The following is a 20717-nucleotide window of genomic DNA, read 5'->3' as shown; positions in this document are numbered from 1 at the left end:
AGCGGCAGGGCACCGTGAAGCCGGCGCATGAGCGCGAGTTCGCCGAGTTCGTCACGGCGAGGTCGCCGCGCCTGCTGCGACTGGCCTACCTGCTGACCGGCGACGTGCACCTCGCCCAGGATCTGCTCCAGACCTCGCTGATGGCCTGCCAGCGGCGCTGGGTGCGCGTCCGGGAGCTCGACCAGCCCTTCTTCTACGTCCGGAAGGTCATGTACCGGCAGCAGTCGAACTGGTGGCGTTCGCGTCGGCGGCGGCCCGAGGTCGTCGTCCCCGATCTCCCCGACACCGAGGGCGGCGGCGATCCCGCCGAGTCCTATCCCGACCGGGGTGGGCTGATCGCCGCGCTGCGCGCGCTGCCGCCACGGCAGCGCGCCGTCGTCGTCTTGCGCTACTACGAGGACCGCCCGGAGGCCGAGGTCGCCGAACTCCTCAAGATCTCGCCCGGCACGGTGCGCAGTCAGGCGTCGCGGGCGCTGTCGAAACTGCGCGCCACCTACCCCGAATGGAACGGCTCGCCCCGAAAGGAGGCCTTGAGGTGATCGAGGACGAGGTCCGCACCCGGCTGCAGGACGCCCCGACTCCGGCGGCGCTCGTGCCGCCTCCCGACCTGCTCGCCCGGGTGACGCGCGGCAATCGTCGCCGCCGCGTCCGGATGACGCTCGCGGCCGTCGCCGCCGCGATCGTCGCCGTCGCCGTGCCGGTCGTGGCGCGGCCGGGGGTCGAGACCGACGACAGCGCCGACGGCATCGCCCGCATAGAGGCCGCGCCGTGGCTGCCGACCCCGCCGGAGGAACCGTCGAAGCCGCCGATGTCGGACGAACCGGCCGACCCTCCCGAGCCGGGCGGCGGCCCGATGGTGATCGCGTCCTATGTGGAGGCGAACGCCGAGACCCAGACCCACTACCTCCTGGACATCGACGCTGGTAAGTACGTCGCCGTCCCCGACCGGGTGGTGCTCTCACCGGACCTCGACCGCGTCCTCATCATGCGGGCCGACCACCTCGGCGTCGCCCAACTCGACGACTACCTCGCCGACGGGATCGCGGCGGTCCACTGGTTCACCGACGGCTGGCGGAGCCGCGCGCTCCAGTGGTCACCGGACGGATCGAAGATCTACTGGGACGAGATCGCCGGAGAGACCCGGGTCCTCGACATTTCCAAGGAGACGATCACGACGCTGACGCCCCCCGACGGCTACGGAAAGGCCGAAGTCGCCTGGAACGCCGATTCGGCCTCCATGCTGTTCATCCGAGCCGACGAGGACGAAGGCACCAGTGCCGTCCTCACACTCGGCCTCGACGGCCGGTCACGCGGCGTCCTCACCGTCGCCGCCCTGGTGCATCAGCCGATCTGGTCGCCCGACGGGACCGAGGCCCTCATCCGCGAGTTCTCCGCCGCCGAGGACGACCTGCGCCTCACCGTCCGCGACACCTTCGACTGGACCCTCCTGGCCGACGTGACCGGGGCCCTGATCACCGACGGTCCCGACCGCTTCTCCTGGTACGACGACACCTCGGTGATCCGGGTGACCGAGAGGGAACCGTGGAACGGCGAGACCTTCGTCGACGTGATCGGCCTCGACGGCGCCACGATCACCGACAGCTTCAGCACGGGACACATCAACATCGACTCCTTCGGCCCGTCCGGCGATCTGCCCGGCCCGGCCCGGGAGCTGGGCTTCTGAGCGGACCCGAAGTTAAGTGTTAAGGCACGTCAGAGGCTTCTCAAGCGCTCCGGTGGTTCTTACGATCATGCGCATCCACTCAGGAAGGAAGCACCATGCGCATCCTCAGAACCATCGCGTGCGGCGTCCTGCTCGCCGGGGCGTTATCGCTCCCGGCGCAGGCGGCCGCCGCTGAGCCGCCCGTCGCCGACCCGGTCGCCGAGGGCGTCGCCGACGCCTACGGCCTGTCCGTCGACGACGCGCGGGACCTCCTGGCCGCGCAGGCCGATTCGCTGCGGCTGCTGGCGTCGCTGCCCGAGGGCGTCACCGCCGACGGCGCCGGGCAGTGGCTCGACGACACCGGCGCGGCGAACGTGGCGGTCACGACGCCCGCCGCCGCGGCGGCCGCGGAGTCCGCCGGAGTGCACGCCGTGCTCGTCGAGCGCGATCACGACGACCTCGCCCGGCTCGAAGCCCGAGTCGAGGCCCTCATCCCCGCCGACGGCACCGGCATCGACGGCTGGGGCCCCGATCCGGTCACCAACCGGATCAGCGTCCAGATCAACACCAAGGCCGCCAACGAGTCCACGAAGGACTTCCTGACCGGCCTGCGTTCCCTCGGCGACGGCGTCGCCGTCGTCGAGACCGACACCTCCCCCCACCAGCAGGCGGGCGAGGCCAACCCGGGCGACCCGTGGTGGCCGGGCGGAGAGTCGAACTGCTCGATGGGCTTCGGCGCCACCGACACCGTCGGCGCGCTTCACCTGCTGACCGCCGGGCACTGCACCAACGATGTCAGTCAGCCCGCGTACGGCCAAAGCGGCCAGACCAACCGGCTGGGGACCTCCAACGCCGGGGGCGGGCGCAGCGTCAACGCCAGGGAAGGCGACATGGGCGTCGTCGCCGTCAGCGAGCCGGGCTGGACGCTGTCGGAGAACGTCAACACCTGGGGCGGCGGGAGCGTGGCCGTGTCCGGAGCGACCGATCCCGTCGTCGGGCAGGCGGTCTGCCACTCGGGGAACACCTCGCACTGGCAGTGCGGGACCGTGCGGCGGGTCGGCCAGACCATCGACTACGGCAGCGTGATCATCGAAGGGCTGGCGACCAGCACGGCGTGTTCGCGCGGCGGCGACTCCGGCGGCGCCTGGCTGGCCGGCGACCTGGCCGTCGGGCTGCACTCCGGCGGTCCCTCGCAGTGCGTGTCGAACCCCGGCCCCGGCGACGAGTCGATCTTCCAGCCGGTGCGGGAGGCGCTGGCCAAGTGGAACCTGACGCTCTACACCGGTGACCCCGCACCGGTCGACAACGACTTCAGCCTGAGCCTGTCGCCGTCGTCGGTGAGCGTCGAGCCGGGCGGGACGGTGACCGTCACCGTCAGCACGCGGGTCACCAACGGCGACCCGCAGACGGTGAGGCTGGCCGCCACCGGCCTGCCGGCCGGGGTCGGCGCCACTTTCGCACCGGCATCGATCACCAGCGGGGACAGCGCCACGATGACCGTGACCGCCGCCGGTGCGGCACCGGGGACCTTCGCGGTCACCGTCACCGGCGACGGCACCGACGTCGACCGCTCGGCCCCGTTGAGCCTCACCGTCGGCGGTGGCGGCCCCGGCTGCCAGGCTCCGGCCTGGGACCAGTGGGGCTGGTACGCCGTCGGCGACCGCGTGTCGCACGGCGGACGGGAATGGCGCGCGGCGAACAGTTCCTACGGCGTCGCACCCGGCAGCCGTTGGGACTGGGGGCACTGGACCGCCCTCGGCGCCTGCTAGGGCGTGTCCTTAAGGATCATGGTCGGGCCGGGTCCCGCTTCGTCGCCACCGAAGCGGGACCCGGCCATCGTTTAGGGAACGCGCGGTCCCTGCGCCTCGGGCGGGCCGGTCTGGCCGGCCGGCCGGACTTCCTCGGCGAGGTCGTCGAAGAACTCCGAGGCGGGCATCGGCTTGCCGTCCTTCCCGATCGGTGAAGGCGCGAGCGGGACCAGCAGGTCGGCGGCGGCGGCGTGCAGCCACAGCGCCATCATGTACAGGGCGGGGATGCGCAGCAGCCGGAGTTCGAATCCGGCGGCGGCCAGCTGCGGCAGCTTCCGGACGGCCTTGACGGCCTTGTCGGTGGCGGCCACGAACGGTCCCTCGGTGAACTGCGCCAGTTCGAAGTCACCGTCGTCGGTCACGGTCGCCTCAGCGCTGGCGACGAGCTGTCCCCCGTCCTCGACGAGGTAGCGCCAGCCGCCCGGGCGGGCGCGTTCCAGGCCGGCCCCGGCGGCCACGTCCTCCAGGCCCATGGTGAAGACCCGGTGCGGGGTGGAGACGTCGAGTTGTCCCTTGCGAGGGCCGCGCAGTGCCTTGGTGGAGAACTTCGACCCGTCGGCGAACTCGTGGAGTTTCGACCGGATCTTGTCGGGCACGACTTGCGGCGGCTCGGGCAGATGTAACGGCATGCGCGCTCCTCAGGCCTTGGTCGTGTAGGTGTTGCCCCAGGTCCCGCTGTCTTTGTACCTGTTGCAGAAGTTGTCGTAGGTGACGTCGGAGTCGCCGTCCCACGGGTCGGAGACGCTGACGTATTCGACGCCGTTGGAGACGAAGCGTCCCCGGATGACGACGGCGTGTCCGCCGCCGCCCCGCCAGTACGTGGCGACGCAGAAGGGGGCCGACTTCGCCAGTTCGACGCCGATCTCGCCGAGGGTGAGGGAGCGTTTCAGGTACTGGTTGAGGTGCTCCATGCGGCGCAGGGCGAGGTCGGGGTACCAGGGCTTGTTGCAGGCCGCGCCGGCGCCGGCGGCTCCGCAGCAGTTGTCGAGGCCGTACTCGGCGTTGACGAGGCCGCACTGGGTCCAGGTGGTGGCCGGCTGGTAGAACGCGGTGATGCTGACCGATGTCGCCGCCCAGCACCACTGGGTCTGCTGCTGGTGTTGCTCGGCGAAGTCGAGGCGCTGGTCGGCCATGGCGATGAAGAACTTCTCGTGGATCCCGCCGTTGGCGTTGTACTGGGCGTTGACCTTCCCGCCACCGGCGTCGGTGGAGGAGGTGACGCCCGTGCCGTCCATGCGCAGGTAGACACCGGGGAAGGTCGCCGACTCCACCGAGAAGGAGCCGTCGGTCTGGGCGCTGAACCGGAACTTCTCGTAGGCGCCGACACCGAACTGACAGTTGACCGTGCCACCACCGGAGGAGGTCTGCGAGGTGACGCCGGTGCCGTCCATGCGCAGGTAGACGCCGGAGAATGCCGCCGATTCGAGGGCATAGGTCCCGTCGGCCTGTTTACGAGCCTTGAACTTCTCGTAGGGGCCGGGGGAACCGGCACTGAACTGGCAGTTGACCGTGCCGCCGCCGGACGCTGTCACCGAGGTGACGCCAGAGCCGTCCAAGCGCAGATAGACGTTGGCGAAAGCGGTGGACCGGATCGTTATCGGAATATCCCCGATCATGGCGAGGTCGGCTGCTGATAATGGCATGTTCGCCCCTTTCCGTGGGGAGGGCAGTGTCACTGAGCTGTGGTGACACAGGGGCTAGGGCGGCCGGAACGGAGATCCATCATGCACGGAGTTTCATTCCGTGGCGGCGTCATACGATCGCCACGGAATCCGAAGTGGCGACCGCTCGGGGTCGCGCATTCGGTGTTATTGAATGAATCTTCGATTGTCGCCGCGCCTGTTCGATGCCTTTGACGCTACGGTTCGCCAACGTCGCGACACAATAGGTATAAGGTCCCAGGAATGCGGTGTGGGGTAATCGCTTCGACGCGCCATGCGCGCGGGAAATTGCTTGGCGCGGTGCGTGCGGGATCGCGTCGGCCTGCGGGAGACGCCCGAGGTCGTGTCCTGGTGATCATGGGAGCCAGGTCATGATGGCGTTGATGGTGGGGCCGGCCTGGTAGATGGGTGCTCGTTCGGCGTAGCGGGTGGCCAGGTCACGCCTTTGTGCGTTCGGGGATCGAATGCCGGATCTCGCGCCCGCGTAACCGGCGGCGGGTGAAGCGTTATGCCGCGGTGGTGGAACATCGTTCTTGGATGGTGCTGGGGATGATGGCGGGGTTGTAGTGCTCGCGGATCCACATGACGGGTTGTGCGGCGGGGTCGGCCAGCAGATACGTCTTCACCACGCAGGGGCGACCGTCGGGTTGCCACGTGTCGAGTCCGGTGAGGATGGCGTGTCGGCGCAAGATCAATCCGGCATCCGCGATGGCGAGGCCGATGGGCTTGGTCTCGTCGCGGGCGAGGGTGTCCAGTCGCGGGTCTGCGCCCAGGCGCCAGATGACGAGATTGTGCGACACGGGCTGACCGGTGGGCGTGGCCAGGCTGGCCTGCCGGAGTGCGAAGTGCGCGTGACGGGACTGCGGGTCAAGGACGTCGCGGATCTCCTTGGCGACCTCGGTGACGCCGACATCCTCAAGGCGATGGACGACGACTCCCAACGGTGTGTCGAGGACGGCCGCGAGCAGGGTGGTGGTACCTCCGTCGTTGGCCAGCACCATCCGGGTGATCGGAGATGTGAAGGACCAGCCCCGGGTCACGGTGCCTCAGCACCCGGTCTGCGCCCCCATGCCTGTACGAACAGGCTCTCCTGGACGGTGGTGCCCGGCCTGTCGAGGTGGTCGGCGAGGCCGGTGGTGAGTGCGTGCAGCCTGTCCGCGCTCAGGTCACCGGAGTGGAGCATCCGGCCTGCGAACAGATCGGTGAAGTGGAGGAGCAGGGTCTGGTAGCGGTCGCCCCGGCGCCACCGGAAGGCGTGGTGCGCGGTGTGCACATCCTGGAGTCCGGCGGCGGTGAGCAGGGCGGGTAGTTTGCCGCCGATGTGGACGTCGCCACCGAAGACGGGTGCGATGTGGGTCTTCAGCTCGTCCCAGGCCGGGTGCGGCGGGTCGCAGCGCCAGGTCGACCAGTCGACCTCTTGTACCGCCACCCATCCACCGGGCCGGGTCGCCGCGGTCATCGCGGTCAGGAGTTACTCGGGACCGGTGTTGTTGACCAGGACGAGCCTGCAGTGCACCAGGTCGCAGGACGCATCGGGCACCACCTGCGGTGACAGTGGGCCGTGGAGGAGCCCGACGTTGCCGAGGCCGTATTCGGTGACGGCCTGGCGCGCCCAGGTGATCATCCGTGGATCGGTGTCGAGACCGGCGACGGTCCCGGTCTCACCGACTTTTCGGCTGAGCAGGTCGAGAATGCCCAACGGCCCGCACCCCACATCCAGGGCACGGGCCGCATCCGGCAGGTCGATCCGGTCGAGCATCTGCGTGGCGCAGGTCCGGAACAGCCGACACTGGGCCAGCAGACGGTCGCGCTCGGCGGCCGAGGATCCGAGTCGATAGTCGACGAGCGCGTCCATGCGTCCTTAGATTCCGGCGAGCTGGTGGCCGCGGGCGTCGGCGGCGTCGCTGAGGTAGAACTCGCGGATCGCGGCCGACCACTCGCGTGGGGTGACCCGGCTGTCGTTGTCGGTGTCGAGATCGGTGAAGACACCCTCGATGCCGTCGCGGAAACCGATGGCCCGCATGCAGGCCACGAAGTCGGCCTTTTCGATGAATCCGTCACCGTCGACGTCGGCGATCGCGGCCACGGCGTCGGCGTAGGCACCGATCGGCTCGGCGCTGTGCAGACCACTGGCGTACTCGGCGAAGCTGACCTGCTGGTCGGCGTCGGCGTCCAGGGCGCCGAGCAGTCCCTCCCAGTAACGGCGGTGCCCGGCCCGTACCGCCTCCTGCGCCTGCGGAGTCGCGGTGCCGAAGGCGGCGATCACGCGCTCGGCGAGGACCTCGAAGTCCTCGGCCTGGAGGTAGCCGTTGCCGTTGGCGTCGAGCAGGTCGAACCGGTACTTCAAGCGGTTCAGAATCTTCTCATCAGTCATGACTGAACAAATACCATGACAAAAGGGATGATGCTGTGATGGTGTTGTCGTGGCGTGTCGCCGGTCGGGAGGTCATCGCCCGAAGCAACACGCACCGTGAGTGCATGACGGGGCCAGGTCGCCGACCGACGGGCCGGGAGTCGCGGCCACCGGCGTGTCCTGGTGATCATCTCGTGGTGTCCTCACCATCGCCGCCATCATGATCCAGCTCCCATGATCACCAGGACAGTCCCTAGACCGTCCAGTCCCACCGGAAGCCGTAGCGGCCGGGGCCGAAGTTCAAGGTGACGGCGTGCGCGCTGCCGCCCGATCCCATGGGGACCTCCTCGACCTGCTCGGGGAGGTCGGCCTCCTGCGCGAAGCGCCACAGGCGCGGCGGGAGCGTCGCGGGGTCGAAGCACACTTCGAGGGTGAACTCGCGGACCGGGCGGCGGAACTTGCGCTCGTAGTTGGTGGCGAGAGGGTAGGGCGCGGCGCCGACGACCTCGTGTTCGAAGATCACCGTCTCCCCACGTCGCAGCGGCCGCTCGAAGAGCAGCTCGGCGGCGATCAGGCCTTCGGCCCGCCTGCCGACGACGCGGCCGAGTCGGCAGTAGCGGACCGGCTCGATTCGCGGCAGCGGCAGCGAGTGGTCGTCGATGTGGACGACCGCGACCCAGCGGTCGGGCCCGTCGGCCTCGGCTCGGAGCACCTGTCGCGAGCGGACCGAGCGTTCGCCGCGCTCGGCTCCGACCGCGACGCGGTCGTGCTGGCTGATCCGCGAAAGCCGGTCGTCCCAGCGGACGTCGACGGCGCCGACGAGGTCGGAGACCCGGTCGGGCTCGGGCCAGAACGCGCCGAAGGGCCGACTCCCCAGCACCGAGGTCCGTCGGCGAGGCGGACCGAGGAGCGCGCTCAGGGACCCGGCGGGCACCTCAAGGATCGTCTCCAGGGCCGCGAGCGCAGCCATGGACGAGCGCCGTTCGGGCCTGCTGCGGCCCGACTGCCAGTAGCTCAACGTCGCCGCGCTCACCGGCGTGCCGGCGTCGGCCAGCCGGACGCACAGGCGCTCGATCCCGAGCCCGCGCACCCCGACCGCCGCGCGCAGCGCGTCAGCGAAGGGGCCACCGGTGAGGAGCCGGTTCCTTCTGGCCACAGGGGACTCGTCCGCGTCTGGTCGATCGGCCGGCATGGGCGCTCCAGATAGGTTCATCGCGGGCCGAGGACGTGCGGGGACGGCGCCGGATGTGGGCCCGAAGCTACCAGAAACGCTGGTCGGGCAGGACGACCGCGATCGTCACCGTCGTCAGGGATTCGCTGATGCCCATATGGGAACATCGCGGTGTCCGGTCGGCAACGTCACGCGCCTGTCCACGAAGGACCGACCACGAGCAGACGCCCGATGCCCTCCCCCGTCGATCCGGACACCCCGACATCCTCCGCCGGCCCGACGGGACACCGTCCGCCGTGCCGCAGACCTTCAGCCGTCACGTCCTTCCCGGCGGACTGGACTAACCATCGCTCTGGCAACGCAACTCGCCCGCATAAGATTCATGCGCAGTCACGGATCGCATTCCGCATGAAACTGCGCTGGCCGAGAAGAACCGAGGAGAAAGAATGGCCACGATCGAAAACTCCGCAAAGGCGATGATTATTCATGATGATCAGATTCTGCTCGTCGAGTACATAGACAACGAGTTCGGCCTGGGCATGTGGTATTCGCTGCCTGGCGGGCGGCAGGTTTTCGGCGACGAGCTCACTTCCTCACTCGCCCGCGAATGCATGGAGGAAGTGGGGGCCGAGATCACCGTGGGGCCGCTCCGTGTTATCAGGGAGTATGTACATTCGAATCACGAGCTGCGGGATGTCGGCCGAGATCAACACAAGGTTGAGTTCATGTTCCTTTGCGGCTTGGCTAGTGAAATTCGAAGTGTCTCGCAAGCGACCGCCGACGCGGGACAGGTCGCAGCCCGCTGGGTTCACCTCGACGAACTCAGCAAGCTCAACATATTTCCCCGAAAGCTCAAAGACCTCCGGCGGCTACTCGACGAGGGGCGTGAGATCTATTGGGGTGACACCTACTAGAAGGAACCGAGCTTCACGCGGTCGACGAACCCGATTGAGGGTGAGCGGAGAATGGAGATCGTGGCGTCACCGAAGATGCGTAAGGGACCTGCTTGTTCCGTCGACACACTGGCCCGGCCGGCCTGGAAGGCACTCGCGCCGCCTCGGCGCTGACCCCCCACCGCACCCGACCCGCACGAAATACCCCGATCCGAGCCGTCCCGCCCCGATACTTCCTGCATGACCGTCAGGGAAACGATCACGCCACGCCTCGACCTGCTGCTCGCGTTCATGATGGCCCTGGCCGCGGTCGGGACGGCCTGGGCGGGGTTCCAGAGCGCGAAGTGGAGCGGTGTCCAGGCCAACGCCTACGCCGCGGCGGGCGCCGCCCGCTCGGAGGCGACACGTGAGGCCACCGGTGCCGCTCAGCGCCGCAACGCCGACATCATCTCCTTCACAGCCTGGCTCAACGCCCTCAACGCCGAGATCATCGACGACCCCTCGCTGCGTCCCGAGGGCGGCTACACCCCCGACCGCAAGCGCGTCTCCGGCTTCCTGTTCAACCGCTTCCGTCCGGATTTCCGCCCGGCCGTCGACGCCTGGCTGGCGACCAAACCACTGTTCAACCCCGACGCGCCCCCCACGCCCTTCGACATGCCCGAGTATCAGCTGCCCGCCGAGACCGTGTCCGAAGGGCTCGTCGACGAGGCCGATGCCTTGGCCGGCACCGCGCGGACGGCGAACCAGCGTTCGGACAACTATGTGCTCACCGCGGTGGTCTTCGCTCTTGTCCTGCTCTTCGCGGGTCTGGCGAGCAAGGCGACGCACTCCAGTACGAGACTGACCTTGATGGTGATGGCGGCGGTGGCGCTGGTGGGATGTCTGGTCACCTTGTTGATGTTTCCGGTGGAGGTGTAGAAAAACCCTGGCCGGGGCAGCCCGACGCCCCCCGGCCAGGAGACTAGGTGGGGTTCACCCCTTCAGCCCGGTGTGGGCGAGGCTTTCCACGAACTGCCTCTGCGCGACCAGGAAGACCACCACGACAGGCACGACCGTCATCGTCGCCGCGGCGAGTTGGGTGTTCCACATTTCGCCGCCGTAGGCGTCGGTGAATCTCGTCAGCGCCTGCGGCAGGGTGAACAGCTCCGGTGAGGTGAGGTACACCGTGGGTTCGAGGTAGAGATTCCACGAGGCCAGGAACGTCAAGATCGCCACCGCCGACAGCGCGGGTTTGGCCAGCGGCACCGCGATCCGCCACCAGGTCCCGAAGCGGCCGAGGCCGTCGAGTCGCGCGGCCTCTTCGAGTTCGACGGGCAGGGCGATGAAGAACTGCCTCATCACGAAGGTCGCCAGAACGCAGGGCGCGGCGAAGGCGGTCACGAGGATCAGCGGCCAGTGCGTGTCGACCATCCCGGCCAGCTTGAACATCTGGAACAGCGGCACGATCGTGACCTCGCTGGGCACGAGCAGGCCGACGAGCACGGTGATGAACAGCGGGTTCCGTCCGGGGAAGCGGATCCGCGCGAAGGCGTACCCGGCGAGCGCGGAGACGAGCAGGACGGTCGCGGTCACGACCAGTGCGATGTAGACGCTGTTGAAGTACTGCCGTGCGAAAGGCTGGAAGTCGAAGGCCTCGGCGTAGGCGGCGGTCGTCGGCGAGGCGCTGAACAGCGACGGTGGTGACGCGAAGATCTCGTTGAGCGGCTTGAAGGAGGAGGCGACCATCCACAGTGTCGGTACGACGAACGGCAGTGCCATGACGGTCAGCGACACGTAGAGCGCGATCCGGCGGAGGACTCGTCTTGTGCGGTGTTCAGTCCTCATAGGTCACCCATTTCCTGCGCAGCTGCCATTGCACGACCGTCAGCAGCATCACGAAGGTGAGCAGCATCAGCGCCAGGGTCGAGCCGTAGCCGATGTCGTTGAAGCCGAAGGTCTGCTGGAAGACGTAGAACACCAGGACGGTCGTCGACAGCCCCGGCCCGCCGCCGGTGAGGACGGCGATCTGGGCGAAGGACTGGAGCGCGCCGACGATGGTGATGATCGCGGTCAGCAGCAGTGTCGGTGAGATCAGCGGCAGGGTGATCCCGGTGAAGATGCGGCGGCTGCTCGCGCCGTCGACCCGCGCGGCCTCGTAGAGCTCTTTCGGGACGCCTTGCAGGGCGGCGAGGAAGAGCACCATGTTGATCCCGACGCTGCGCACGACCTGGGTGAAGGTCACCGAGGCCATGGCGGTTGGCCCGTTCTGGAGCCAGTTGGGGCCGTCGATGCCGACCATGGCGAGGACGCCGTTGACGCCGCCGTTGTCCTGCAGCAGGAAGCCCCATACGAGGGTCCAGGCGACCACCGACACCACGACGGGTGAGAAGAACAGTGTCCGGAACAGCGCCACGCCCCGGAAGCGGCGGTTGAGCATGACGGCCAGGGCCAGGCCGAGGGCGATGTTGAATACGACGACGCCGCCGGAGAAGAGCGCGGTGGCGCCAAGGACGCCGGGCAGTTGCGGGTCGTTGAGGGCCGCGGTGTAGTTGTCGCCGCCGACGAAGTCGAGGTCGCCGGTGAAGACGTTCCATTCGTTGAGGCTGTACCACATGGCGAGGCCGACGGGCACGATCACGAACACGAGCACGCCGAGGACCTGTGGTGCGACGAAGAGGTAGCCGGCGAGCGCGTCGGTGCGGCGGGAGGTCCGAGACCGCCGGGGCGCGGCCCGGCCCCGGGAGGCGCCGGTGGGCGCCTCCCGGACGCTGGGTCGGGTGTGGGTCACGTGTTCACTCCGCGAGCAGCGGGTCGATGGCGGCGCAGACCGAGGTGAGGACGGCGGGCACGTCGGCGTCGGGGTTCCACATCGCGTCGAGTTCGGTCTTGGCCTTCTGGGCGATCTCGGCGGGAGAGGTGTGGTTGGGGAGGGTGACGGCGTCGGCGATCTGGTCGACGACGACGGCCTGGAGCTGTTCGGGGCTGAACTTGGTGTTGTTGGCGGCGAGCGCATCGCCCGACAGCAGCGACGTGCGGGGCGGCGGGAAGTACTGGGCGAGTTTCGCGGCGTTCTCGGGGTTGGTGAGGAACGCCAGGAAGCCGGTGGCGGCTTCGGTGTGGTCGCTGGATTTCAAGACGCCCATGCCGGCCTGGCCGATGACGGAGTAGGTGCCGGCGGGGCCTTGCGGGAGCGGCTGGACGTCGTAGGCGAAGGATCCGTCGAGGAGTCCGGCGCGCGACACCTGGGCGACGGCGAAGGCGGCGTCGCCGGCGAAGAAGTCGGCGGTGATGCCGGGTCCGGGCATGGATTCGTCGACGAAGGCGGCCCGGTGGATGAACTCGAAGGCGGCGGTCATCTCGGGGCTGGTGAAGCCGCATTGGGTGCCGTCGGCGTTCCAGGCGGAGGCGCCGAAGCCGGTCCAGACGGTGGCGAGGGTGTTCCACGAGGAGTAGGCGAAGTCGTTGATGACGAAGCCGCCTTTCCCGGTCTTGGCGTGCACGGCCGCGCCGATGCTGGAAATGTCGTCCCAGGTGGGCTGTGCCGGGAGTTTCTGGCCGGCGTCGTCGAGGAGGTCGGTGTTGACGTAGAGCGCGAACGGCGAGTTGGAGAAGGGGTAGGCGTAGAGGTTCCCGTCGTGGCTGAATTCGGCGGTGGCGCTGGGCAGGAGGTCGTCGTAGCCCCAGTCGGCGGTGGCCTTGAGGGGTTCGGTGAGGGGTACGAGGGCGCCGGCGTCGATGAGGTCGGCCGACAGGTCGCCCATCCAGGCCAGGTCGGGGGCGTTGCCGCCGGCGATCTGGGTGGTGAGGGTCGTGTTGTACTCGGCGAAGGGGAGGCTTTCGAAGGTGATCGAGGTGATCTCGGGGTGGGTGGCCTTGTAGGCGTCGGCGATGGTGTTGAAGAGCGCGAGCTGGTCCTCGTTGGAGGTCCACACGCTCATGCGGAGGGCGACGTCGTCGGGGTCCGACTGGCCGCCGCAACCGGCGGCGAGCGCCACCGTGCCCAGCGCCAGGGCGCTGACCAGCTTCCTTGCTGTGCGCATGTTGTGCTTCCTTTTAGTAGCCGAGGATCTCGGGCCAGTGGATGTCGACGCCGGCCTCGGTGAGGGTCGCCTGGAAGCGTCCGGCCAGTTCGGGTTTGGCCAGGACGTCGGCGGGGAGGAGTTCGCGTTCGAGGCAGAAGGCGGCGAGTTCGCCGGCGGATTCGCCGATGTTCCATTCGACGGGGTGGAGGCGGTAGGCGCCGTTGGTGATGTGGGTGGTGCCGATGTTCTTGGCGGCGGGCAGGAGGTTCCTGGTCGCGACCGGTATCAGCGCGCCGAGCGGGATCTCGAAGGGCGCGCATTCGACGTCGATGTAGTTGTCGCCGCCGGTGGAGGGGTGCAGGTCGATGCGGTACATGCCGACGCCGACGGAGTCGGCGAAGCGGGCGGGTCCGCGGTGTCCGCGCAGGGCGACGGAGATGTCCTGCTCGACGATGGTGCGCATGGCGCGGATGCGCCGGGATTCGCGGATGTAGGGGGCTTGGGCGAAGCCGTCGTCGGTGCCGACGATGTCGCCGCGCAGGCGCAGGCCGGGCCAGCCGGTGCCGCCGTCGGGGCGTGGCGCCTCGGTCTGGAGCCAGTAGGCGAAGGACCGGGACTGGGCCTTGGCGGCGCGCAGGTGCGCTTGACGGTCGGGGGTGTCGATGATGGACCCGCCGAGGTAGTCCAGCTGGGGCCAGTTGGCCAGCACGATGTCGCTGTCGAGGCTGCCGGGCAGGAAGGTCTCGCGGGCGGCGATGCGGCGGAAGATCCACAGGTCGTCGTCGCCGGCGTCGGCTCGGGGGTCTTCGTCGCCGACGACGGTGGCGTAGGGCGGGTTGACGTTGAAGGTGCGGGTCTCCGGACGCAGGGTGCGGGGGTTGGGGGCGGTGAAGGAGAGCATCGCGTCGCCCCAGAAGGCGGGGGCGAGCGCGCGCCAGTGGGCGTAGTCGTCGGGGCGTTCGATGGTGTGGTCGCCGCCTTCGACGTGGTCGAAGACGAAGCACCAGGCGATCGACTGGACGTTGGTGGGGTCGCCGTGTTCGGGGGCGCTGGGTTCGCCGGTCTCGTCGCGGCCTTCGGCGCCGGTGACGTAGGCGGTGCCGGTGAGGGGCAGGAGCTCGCCGGTCTCGGTGGCGTCGAGGACGAAGGTGGCCGACACGGTCGTCTCGGCGCCGGTGGTGGTGTGGCGCAGGGTGACCGAGTGGACGGTGTCGTCGGTGGTGTCGGCGGCGATGGGCACGTGCGGCTGGAGGACGGTGAGCCGGCCGCTGGACAGGTGGGGTGCGAGCATGCGGGTGATGACGGCCAGGGCGACGCGCGGTTCGTGGCAGAGGCGGCTGACGCGGCCGCGGCCGGGGTTGAGCTGGAGGTCGCGGCGGGCGGTGTCGGTGAGCGGGTAGGCGTCGCGGTAGTACTGGCGGATGCCTTCGCGCAGGGAGCGGTAGGTGGTGGTGACGCCGAACTGCTCGACCCAGATGTGCTCGTCGGGTGGGACGGCCTGGGAGGTGAGTTGCCCGCCGAGCCACGGGTGTTCCTCGCTGAGGACGACGCGGTGTCCGCGTTTGAGGGCTGCCAGGGCGGCGGCGACGCCGCCGAGTCCGCCGCCGATGACGGCGATGTCGGTCTCGATGTGTGTCACCGGGCACCGCCGCGGGCGACGAGGGTGCCGCCGTACTCGACGTCGCCTTGGAGGAGGCGCTGTCTGGTGATGGCGGCCTGTTCGTCGGCGGGGGTGGAGATGAGCTGCTGGAGCAGGGCGAGGGCTTCGGCGGCTATCTGCTGGCGCGGGACCTGGAAGCCGGTGAGGGGGCGTTCGGCGATGCGGTGGCCGCGTACTTCACCCAGCGCCGCCAGGGACACCTGTGCGGGGGCGGTGATTCCGGCTTCGCTCAGGACGAGGGCGATGTCTTCGACGAGGAAGGCGTCTTCGGCGAACACGGCGGTGGCCCCTTGGGCGGTGATGATCCCGGGCAGTCCGGTGAGGTCGTCGCCGACGGCGGTGAGGGTGAAGGCGACCTGTCCGGTGCTGGTGGTGATGGCGGCGAGGCGGTCGCGGGCGGTGGGGCTGTCGCGGTCGCGGTGGACGTAGACGGCGCGCCGGTGGCCGAGTTCGGCGGCGCGTGTGATGAGTGTGGCGGTCAGGGCGCCGTAGTCGATGCCGACGTAGGGGACGTCGGCGTCGGTCTCGTCGCGGCGGCCGACGGCGACGAAGGGGAAGGATTCGGCGACGAGGCGTTCGAGGTCCTCGCCGTCCATCTGCTGGCCGAGCAGGACGCAGCCGTCGGCCAGGCGCAGCCGGGTGTCGCGGTGGAAGAGGCGGCGGCGGCCTTCCTCGACCGGTGAGCCGGTGAAGAAGAGCAGGTCGCAGCCGAGCCGTTCGGCGGCGCGTTCGATGCCGTTGAGGAGGGGGCCGTAGAAGTCCATGCTCTCGGGCGTCAGCGCCGACTCGTAGGTGAAGACGCCGAGGATCTTGTTGTCCAGGCCCGCGAGGCGGCGGGCGGCGGGGTCGGCGACGTAGGTGGACTGCTCGATGGCCCGGCGGACCCGCTCGCGGGTGGCGGCGGGGATGCGGACGTTGGTGTCGTCGCGGTCGTTGAGCACCATCGAGACCACCGTCTGGCTCACCCCGGCGATGCGCGCGATCTCGCGTTGCGTCACCTTGCCCGGTCTGGCTGTCATGTCTGGTGTCCCCTCGGTTTCGATAATGCGCATTATCGGCGGTGTCCCGAGACGATAATCCGTATGATCAGCTTCCGCAAGCCCCTTGACGCGAAGATCTCGCGCCCTGCACGATGTTCCGCACGCCGTTGATAATGCGAATTATCAGATGAGCGGCGACGAAGCGGACCCCGGCCCGCCCATCCCCCGGGCGCCTGTCCGGACCGCCCGCAGGAAACGGAGACGACGATGAAGTCCGACCGCAGCACGCCCACAATGACCCGGCGCGGCCTCCTCGGAGCCGCCCTCGCCGCAGGTGTCGTACTCGCCGCCGAGGCCGCCCCGGTCGGCGCCTGGGCCGCCGACGGCGACGTCACGCTCTCGGCGAACGGGGTGAGCGCCCTGGCGAGCATCGGAGGCCGCATCGCCATCCGCGACGGCCAGGCAACCGTCCGCTCGGCCGGATCGAAGTTCCAGATCAAGGACTCCGCCACCGGCATCCACCTGTCCACCGGCGGGACCCCGAGCCTGGTCACCCTCGCCGACGGCACACCCGCGATCCGCGTGGACTACACCATGCCCGCGGCGGCCGGCGCCGTCGCCGTCCACGCCCTGGTCACCGTCTCCACCGACCACGTCCACCTGTCCTGGCACGTCACCGGCCCGGCCACGCTCGTCCCCGACGGGTTCCTGTTCAGCCGCGCGATCCAGAACCCCACCGAGGCCGACGCCTACGTCGCGATCACCGAATGGGTCCGCGACGACGACGGAGGCGTGCCCTACGAGACCACCCTCGGCGTCGCCCACGCCTCCACCTGGGGCACCCGGCACGGCATGTTCCTGCTGGAACGCTCACGCCAGGCCTGGACCAACGCCACCTGGATCCACGCACCCGGCACCACCCAGGCAGACGGGAGCCACCTCAGCGAGGCCGACTTCTTCTTCACCACCCGACGCCCCTCGGCGACCGCGTCGATCGGGACCAGCCGGGAACTCGGCGTCGAGATCTGGACCGACCGGCCCTTCAACATCTGGGAGACACCCGGCGCGGCGATGACGGTCAACGTCCAGGTCGCCAACGGCTCGCCGAGCGCACGTGACGTCGCACTGTCCTGGTGGGTCAAGGACTTCGACGGCCACGAACTGGCCGAGGCCACGGTCACCGCCACCGTCGCGGCGACCTCCACCTGGGAGCACACCTTCACCGTGGCCGCACCCGCCAACGGCATCGCCCTGGCCGAGGTCACCGCCCGCTCGGGCACCGACGAGGCCTTCGCCCGCACCAACCTGGCCGTCCTCGGGCCCCACACCTACCGGGCCGGCGCGTCGAGCATGTTCGGGATGGCCAACTACCCCTGGCTCCAGGTCCCCTCGGCCACCGCGCTGCTCGACCTGTGGCAGAAGGTCGGCGTCAACCGGGTCCGCATCGCCTACGACGGCGGGCCAGGACTGCCCCCGTCGGCCTTCGACGCCCGCGGGATGCGCCACAACATCGAACTCCAGCCCACCCTCGACGTCACCGACGAGGTCGCCGCGCGATGGGCCGCGGCCAACACCGACAAGGCCATCGCCGCCGGAGCCGACTACTTCGAGGTCGGCAACGAACTCAACCGGCCCTTCAACACCGGCGTGGCCGCACAGGCCTACATCGACAAGGCACTGCGACCGGTCCGCGATCGCCTCACCGCCACCGGATCCGGCCTGAAACTGCTCAACAACGGCCTGGCCGGCATGGACGAGCCCTGGGTCGAGAACTTCATCGCCGGCGGCGGCTGGGACCTCATCGACGGCTTCGCCTACCACCCCGGACGCGGCAACGTCACCCCCGACCACATCCCCGCCCCCGGCGACTGGGACGCCGGCGCGCACGGCGCCTACTGGAACTTCCTCGGCGGGCTCCGCAAACTCCAGGCCCTCATGGCCCAGCACGGCCGCAAGGACATCTGGCTCACCGAGGCCTACGCCTGCACCCGGCCCAACGCCTGGTGGAACGACACCTACCGGCAGGCCGCCGAGAACGTCTTCCTCACCTTGGCGATCGCCAAGGCCGAAGGGATCACAGGCGTGCTGTGGTACCAGTTCCACGACAGCGTGCTCGGGATGCCGCAGGTCGCCGACCCCGGCAACGTCGAATACCACTTCGGGCTCATGAACCGCGACATCAGCCCCAAGCCCTCGCTGCTGGCCTACGCCACCGCCGCCCGGGCCTTCGACGAGGCCACTCCCCTGGGCTGGCTGGCGTTCCCCGACCCCCAGACGAAAGGACTGCTGTTCGACACCCCCGACGGTCAGGCCGCCGTCTTGTGGAACCGCGCCGACGGCTACACCCTCAACACCGGCCACGACCCGGCCGGCTGGCACTTCCCGGCCCCCGAGGTCTGGGTCGACCACTGGCCCACCAAGACACCGATGACCGTGCCCACGACGGGGGCGACGCTCCGGCAACTCGACTGCATCGGCCGGCCCACCACCATCCAGGCCCCCGGCAATCGGGCGACCGTCGTCCTCGACGGCGCGCCCCGGCTGTTCACCGGCGTCGACCTCACGACCGCGCTGGCCGACTGACCGCTTCGCGCGATCGCCCGCATTCGCGGGCGATCGCGGGGGCGCGACCTAGAAGTCGACGCCCTTCTTCTCCAGGAACTTCTCCGGGTCCAGGTACGAGCCGTTCACCGTCACCTCGAAGTGCAGGTGCGGGCCCGTGCTGTCGCCGGTGGAGCCGGCACGGCCGAGGAGATCGCCGGTCTTGACCTCGTCGCCGGCGCTCACGTCGAGCTTCGAGAAGTGGCCGTAGAGGGTCTGAACACCACCGGCGTGCTTGATGACGACACAGTTGCCGTAACCGCCGTAGCGCTGGGCCATGACGACGGTGCCGTTGAAGGCGGCGTAGATCTTGTCGCCCTTGTCGGCGGCGAAGTCCATGCCCCAGTGCATTTCCCCGTCGCGCCACCCGCGGGGACCGTAGTGGTCGCTGAGCTCGGCCGTCGAAGGCGCGGCCCAGCCGCTCTTGGCCTTCACCGGTTTGGTGGGGCGGGGCTTCTCGGCGGGCTCGGTGCCGCGCTCCTGGTCGCGGGAGGACTGGTCCTCCTGCGTCCCGCGCGCACCGACGGCGGCCGAGGCGTCCGAGGGGGTGCCGCCGGTGATGGCGCCGGCGAAGTTCGCCATGAAGACGACCAGGAGGATCGCCGTGAGCATCGCCGCGGCGAGACCGACCCGCGGCACAGAGGTTTCCAGCGCGCCCGACAACCGCGGGAAGCGGCGTCGGACACCGACGACGACCGGAGCCGCCACACGTGCCGAACGCGCCACGAGGGCGCTGAGACCGGACAGACGCTTACGGAGGACGGGCGTGACACGGCCGACGTACTCGCCGGTGCCGTCGACGGCCTTCCTCGCCAGGTGCATGAGGTATCGAGGCATAACGTCAGGAAACCTAGCCAGAACACCCGCGACATTCGGTTCAATACCGGACGAGCAGGTCTTATCCACTGAGGGAACGGGCCGCGCGCCGGGCACAGTCCGGCCGGACGGTCCAGGCGCCTCCCACGACCGGATGATCCACCGGCGTGGCCGGGGTCACACCCGGCCAGGCGGTGCCTCCCGCGCCTACGGCGAGAAAAGGCCCGCAGAGGCCGCTACCGAGGCTCGGCCGGTGCGGCACCGATCACGGTTTCCTCGGCTCGTTCAACCCGTCCTCAAGGCCTGGTACACCGATGTGATCAGTGCCTCGGCGCGTGGATCGGTATCCGGCGGGCCGAGCGCGATCCGGGTGGTCGCATACGCGAACGCGAGACCGCCGCCCGGATCGGCGAAGGCGGTCGTGCCTCCGGCGCCCTCGTGGCCGAAGGTCGCCGACCTCGCCGGCGTCTCCTCCGCCGAGGGCACCATGAAGCCTCGTCCGAAACGCTGCTCCACCGACATCGCCGGGCTGGACGGTACGAGGTCGCTTCCGCTCGTCTCCGGGCGCGGGATGTCGGCGACGGTGCCCGGCTCGAACGCGTCGAGCAGCCAGGAGTACATGCGCGACAAGCCCCGCGCGCTGCCGACACCGCCCGCCGCGCCCAGTTCGACGGCGTCGTCGGGAAAGACGTGCCCCGGTACTTACCGCTTCCGCGCTGCGCGGCGGGGCGCGGCCCTTGGAGGCCGCGCCCCGCCGGAGTGCGACGTCAGTTCCTGTACCAGCCGTGCCAGGCACCACCGCTGTGATACGAGTAGTAGTAGGCGCCCGTGTATTGAACCCAGACGTCGATCTGGTGCTTGTTGTTGCCGTTGTAGTAGCAGTTCGTGGCGAAGTCGGCCTTGCCGTAGTTCGGCATCTCCTTCCAGCCACCGCTTCGCGGCCAGGCGTGCCAGATCGTGCGGTCGGGTGCGATGACGAACGACTCGTCCCACGGACAGTCCGCGGGCTGGGTGCCATCGCTCATGCAGCCGGAGTATCCGAACCTGGTGATCCGGTTGGTACAGGCCGCGAGCGCCGAGTCCGCACCTCCCGGCGTACCCACGCCCGCC

General features: G+C 69.3%; 21 protein-coding genes. 6 read left to right on the top strand and 15 right to left on the bottom strand.

Going from position 1 to position 20717, the window contains the following annotated elements:
- The first annotated feature begins 14 nt into the window (after window positions 1-14).
- The 3 genes from HNR73_RS28385 to HNR73_RS28375 all read left to right on the top strand — a co-directional run bounded on the left by HNR73_RS28385 (window position 15) and on the right by HNR73_RS28375 (window position 3432).
- On the top strand, window positions 15-539 hold the full coding sequence (locus HNR73_RS28385) for a SigE family RNA polymerase sigma factor (RefSeq protein WP_184790723.1): 525 nt from the start codon (window positions 15-17) through the stop codon (window positions 537-539).
- Window positions 536-1684: a TolB-like translocation protein gene (locus tag HNR73_RS28380; protein WP_184790722.1), complete on the top strand. Its 1149-nt coding sequence runs from the start codon at window positions 536-538 to the stop codon at window positions 1682-1684. The genes HNR73_RS28385 and HNR73_RS28380 overlap by 4 nt, the downstream gene beginning before the upstream one ends.
- Window positions 1685-1779: 95 nt before the next feature.
- Window positions 1780-3432: a hypothetical protein gene (locus HNR73_RS28375; RefSeq protein ID WP_184790721.1), complete on the top strand. Its 1653-nt coding sequence runs from the start codon at window positions 1780-1782 to the stop codon at window positions 3430-3432.
- A 71-nt stretch (window positions 3433-3503) separates the two neighbouring features.
- On the opposite strand, the gene HNR73_RS28370 is transcribed toward HNR73_RS28375, so the two are convergent.
- The 7 genes from HNR73_RS28370 to HNR73_RS28340 form a co-directional block, all read right to left on the bottom strand.
- On the bottom strand, window positions 3504-4100 hold the full coding sequence (locus HNR73_RS28370) for a hypothetical protein (RefSeq protein WP_184790720.1): 597 nt from the start codon (window positions 4098-4100) through the stop codon (window positions 3504-3506).
- 9 nt (window positions 4101-4109) lie between these two features.
- Entirely contained in the window at window positions 4110-5114 is a 1005-nt protein-coding gene (locus HNR73_RS28365) for a papain-like cysteine protease family protein (protein WP_184790719.1), read from the bottom strand.
- 524 nt (window positions 5115-5638) lie between these two features.
- A complete protein-coding gene (locus HNR73_RS28360) occupies window positions 5639-6133 on the bottom strand; it encodes a hypothetical protein (protein ID WP_184790718.1) in 495 nt (164 codons plus the stop codon).
- A 35-nt stretch (window positions 6134-6168) separates the two neighbouring features.
- A complete protein-coding gene (locus HNR73_RS28355) occupies window positions 6169-6561 on the bottom strand; it encodes a hypothetical protein (protein ID WP_184790717.1) in 393 nt (130 codons plus the stop codon).
- Between the two features lie 42 nt (window positions 6562-6603).
- On the bottom strand, window positions 6604-6987 hold the full coding sequence (locus tag HNR73_RS28350) for a class I SAM-dependent methyltransferase (RefSeq protein ID WP_184790716.1): 384 nt from the start codon (window positions 6985-6987) through the stop codon (window positions 6604-6606).
- A 6-nt stretch (window positions 6988-6993) separates the two neighbouring features.
- Window positions 6994-7506 (bottom strand): EF-hand domain-containing protein, encoded by a 513-nt coding sequence (locus HNR73_RS28345; RefSeq protein WP_184790715.1) that lies wholly within the window; start codon window positions 7504-7506, stop codon window positions 6994-6996.
- 232 nt (window positions 7507-7738) lie between these two features.
- Window positions 7739-8641 carry a hypothetical protein gene (locus HNR73_RS28340; protein ID WP_203686604.1) on the bottom strand — a complete coding sequence of 301 codons (903 nt, stop codon included), beginning with the start codon at window positions 8639-8641 and terminating at the stop codon, window positions 7739-7741.
- Between the two features lie 461 nt (window positions 8642-9102).
- Here HNR73_RS28340 and HNR73_RS28335 point away from each other — a divergent pair, with 461 nt between their 5' ends.
- A complete protein-coding gene (locus tag HNR73_RS28335; protein WP_184790714.1) occupies window positions 9103-9570 on the top strand; it encodes an NUDIX domain-containing protein in 468 nt (155 codons plus the stop codon).
- 219 nt (window positions 9571-9789) lie between these two features.
- Complete coding sequence (locus tag HNR73_RS28330) at window positions 9790-10467, top strand: hypothetical protein (protein WP_184790713.1); 678 nt, start codon at window positions 9790-9792, stop codon at window positions 10465-10467.
- Window positions 10468-10521: 54 nt separating this feature from the next.
- Here HNR73_RS28330 and HNR73_RS28325 read toward each other — a convergent pair whose 3' ends face one another.
- Genes HNR73_RS28325 through HNR73_RS28305 form a run of 5 tightly spaced genes read right to left on the bottom strand, consistent with a single transcriptional unit; the run spans window position 10522 to window position 16229 of the window.
- A complete protein-coding gene (locus tag HNR73_RS28325; protein WP_184790712.1) occupies window positions 10522-11373 on the bottom strand; it encodes a carbohydrate ABC transporter permease in 852 nt (283 codons plus the stop codon).
- Window positions 11363-12316, bottom strand: coding sequence for a carbohydrate ABC transporter permease (locus HNR73_RS28320; RefSeq protein ID WP_184790711.1), 954 nt, complete (start codon window positions 12314-12316; stop codon window positions 11363-11365). The genes HNR73_RS28325 and HNR73_RS28320 overlap by 11 nt, the downstream gene beginning before the upstream one ends.
- 4 nt (window positions 12317-12320) lie before the next feature.
- On the bottom strand, window positions 12321-13568 hold the full coding sequence (locus HNR73_RS28315; RefSeq protein WP_184790710.1) for an ABC transporter substrate-binding protein: 1248 nt from the start codon (window positions 13566-13568) through the stop codon (window positions 12321-12323).
- 13 nt (window positions 13569-13581) lie between these two features.
- Window positions 13582-15189, bottom strand: a complete 1608-nt coding sequence (locus HNR73_RS28310) for an FAD-dependent oxidoreductase (RefSeq protein WP_239122248.1) — start codon at window positions 15187-15189, stop codon at window positions 13582-13584.
- On the bottom strand, window positions 15186-16229 hold the full coding sequence (locus HNR73_RS28305) for a LacI family DNA-binding transcriptional regulator (RefSeq protein ID WP_184790709.1): 1044 nt from the start codon (window positions 16227-16229) through the stop codon (window positions 15186-15188). Before HNR73_RS28305 ends, HNR73_RS28310 begins: the two co-directional genes overlap by 4 nt.
- A gap of 228 nt (window positions 16230-16457) precedes the next feature.
- On the opposite strand from HNR73_RS28305, the gene HNR73_RS28300 reads away from it, so the two are divergent.
- Window positions 16458-18773, top strand: a complete 2316-nt coding sequence (locus HNR73_RS28300; RefSeq protein WP_184790708.1) for a glycoside hydrolase 5 family protein — start codon at window positions 16458-16460, stop codon at window positions 18771-18773.
- A 48-nt stretch (window positions 18774-18821) separates the two neighbouring features.
- On the opposite strand, the gene HNR73_RS28295 is transcribed toward HNR73_RS28300, so the two are convergent.
- The 3 genes from HNR73_RS28295 to HNR73_RS28285 all read right to left on the bottom strand — a co-directional run bounded on the left by HNR73_RS28295 (window position 18822) and on the right by HNR73_RS28285 (window position 20632).
- On the bottom strand, window positions 18822-19628 hold the full coding sequence (locus HNR73_RS28295) for a M23 family metallopeptidase (protein ID WP_184790707.1): 807 nt from the start codon (window positions 19626-19628) through the stop codon (window positions 18822-18824).
- Window positions 19629-19892: 264 nt separating this feature from the next.
- A complete protein-coding gene (locus HNR73_RS28290) occupies window positions 19893-20273 on the bottom strand; it encodes a serine hydrolase (RefSeq protein WP_184790835.1) in 381 nt (126 codons plus the stop codon).
- Window positions 20274-20374: 101 nt separating this feature from the next.
- The gene (locus tag HNR73_RS28285; RefSeq protein WP_184790706.1) at window positions 20375-20632 is read right to left on the bottom strand and encodes a hypothetical protein; all 258 of its coding nucleotides are present in this window, start codon (window positions 20630-20632) and stop codon (window positions 20375-20377) included.
- Between the last annotated feature and the right edge of the window lie 85 nt (window positions 20633-20717).

The sequence above is a fragment of the Phytomonospora endophytica genome, from assembly GCF_014202425.1.
In the GTDB taxonomy this organism is placed as follows: Bacteria; Actinomycetota; Actinomycetes; order Mycobacteriales; family Micromonosporaceae; genus Phytomonospora; species Phytomonospora endophytica.
This window is presented reverse-complemented; position numbering and strand designations above follow the sequence as displayed.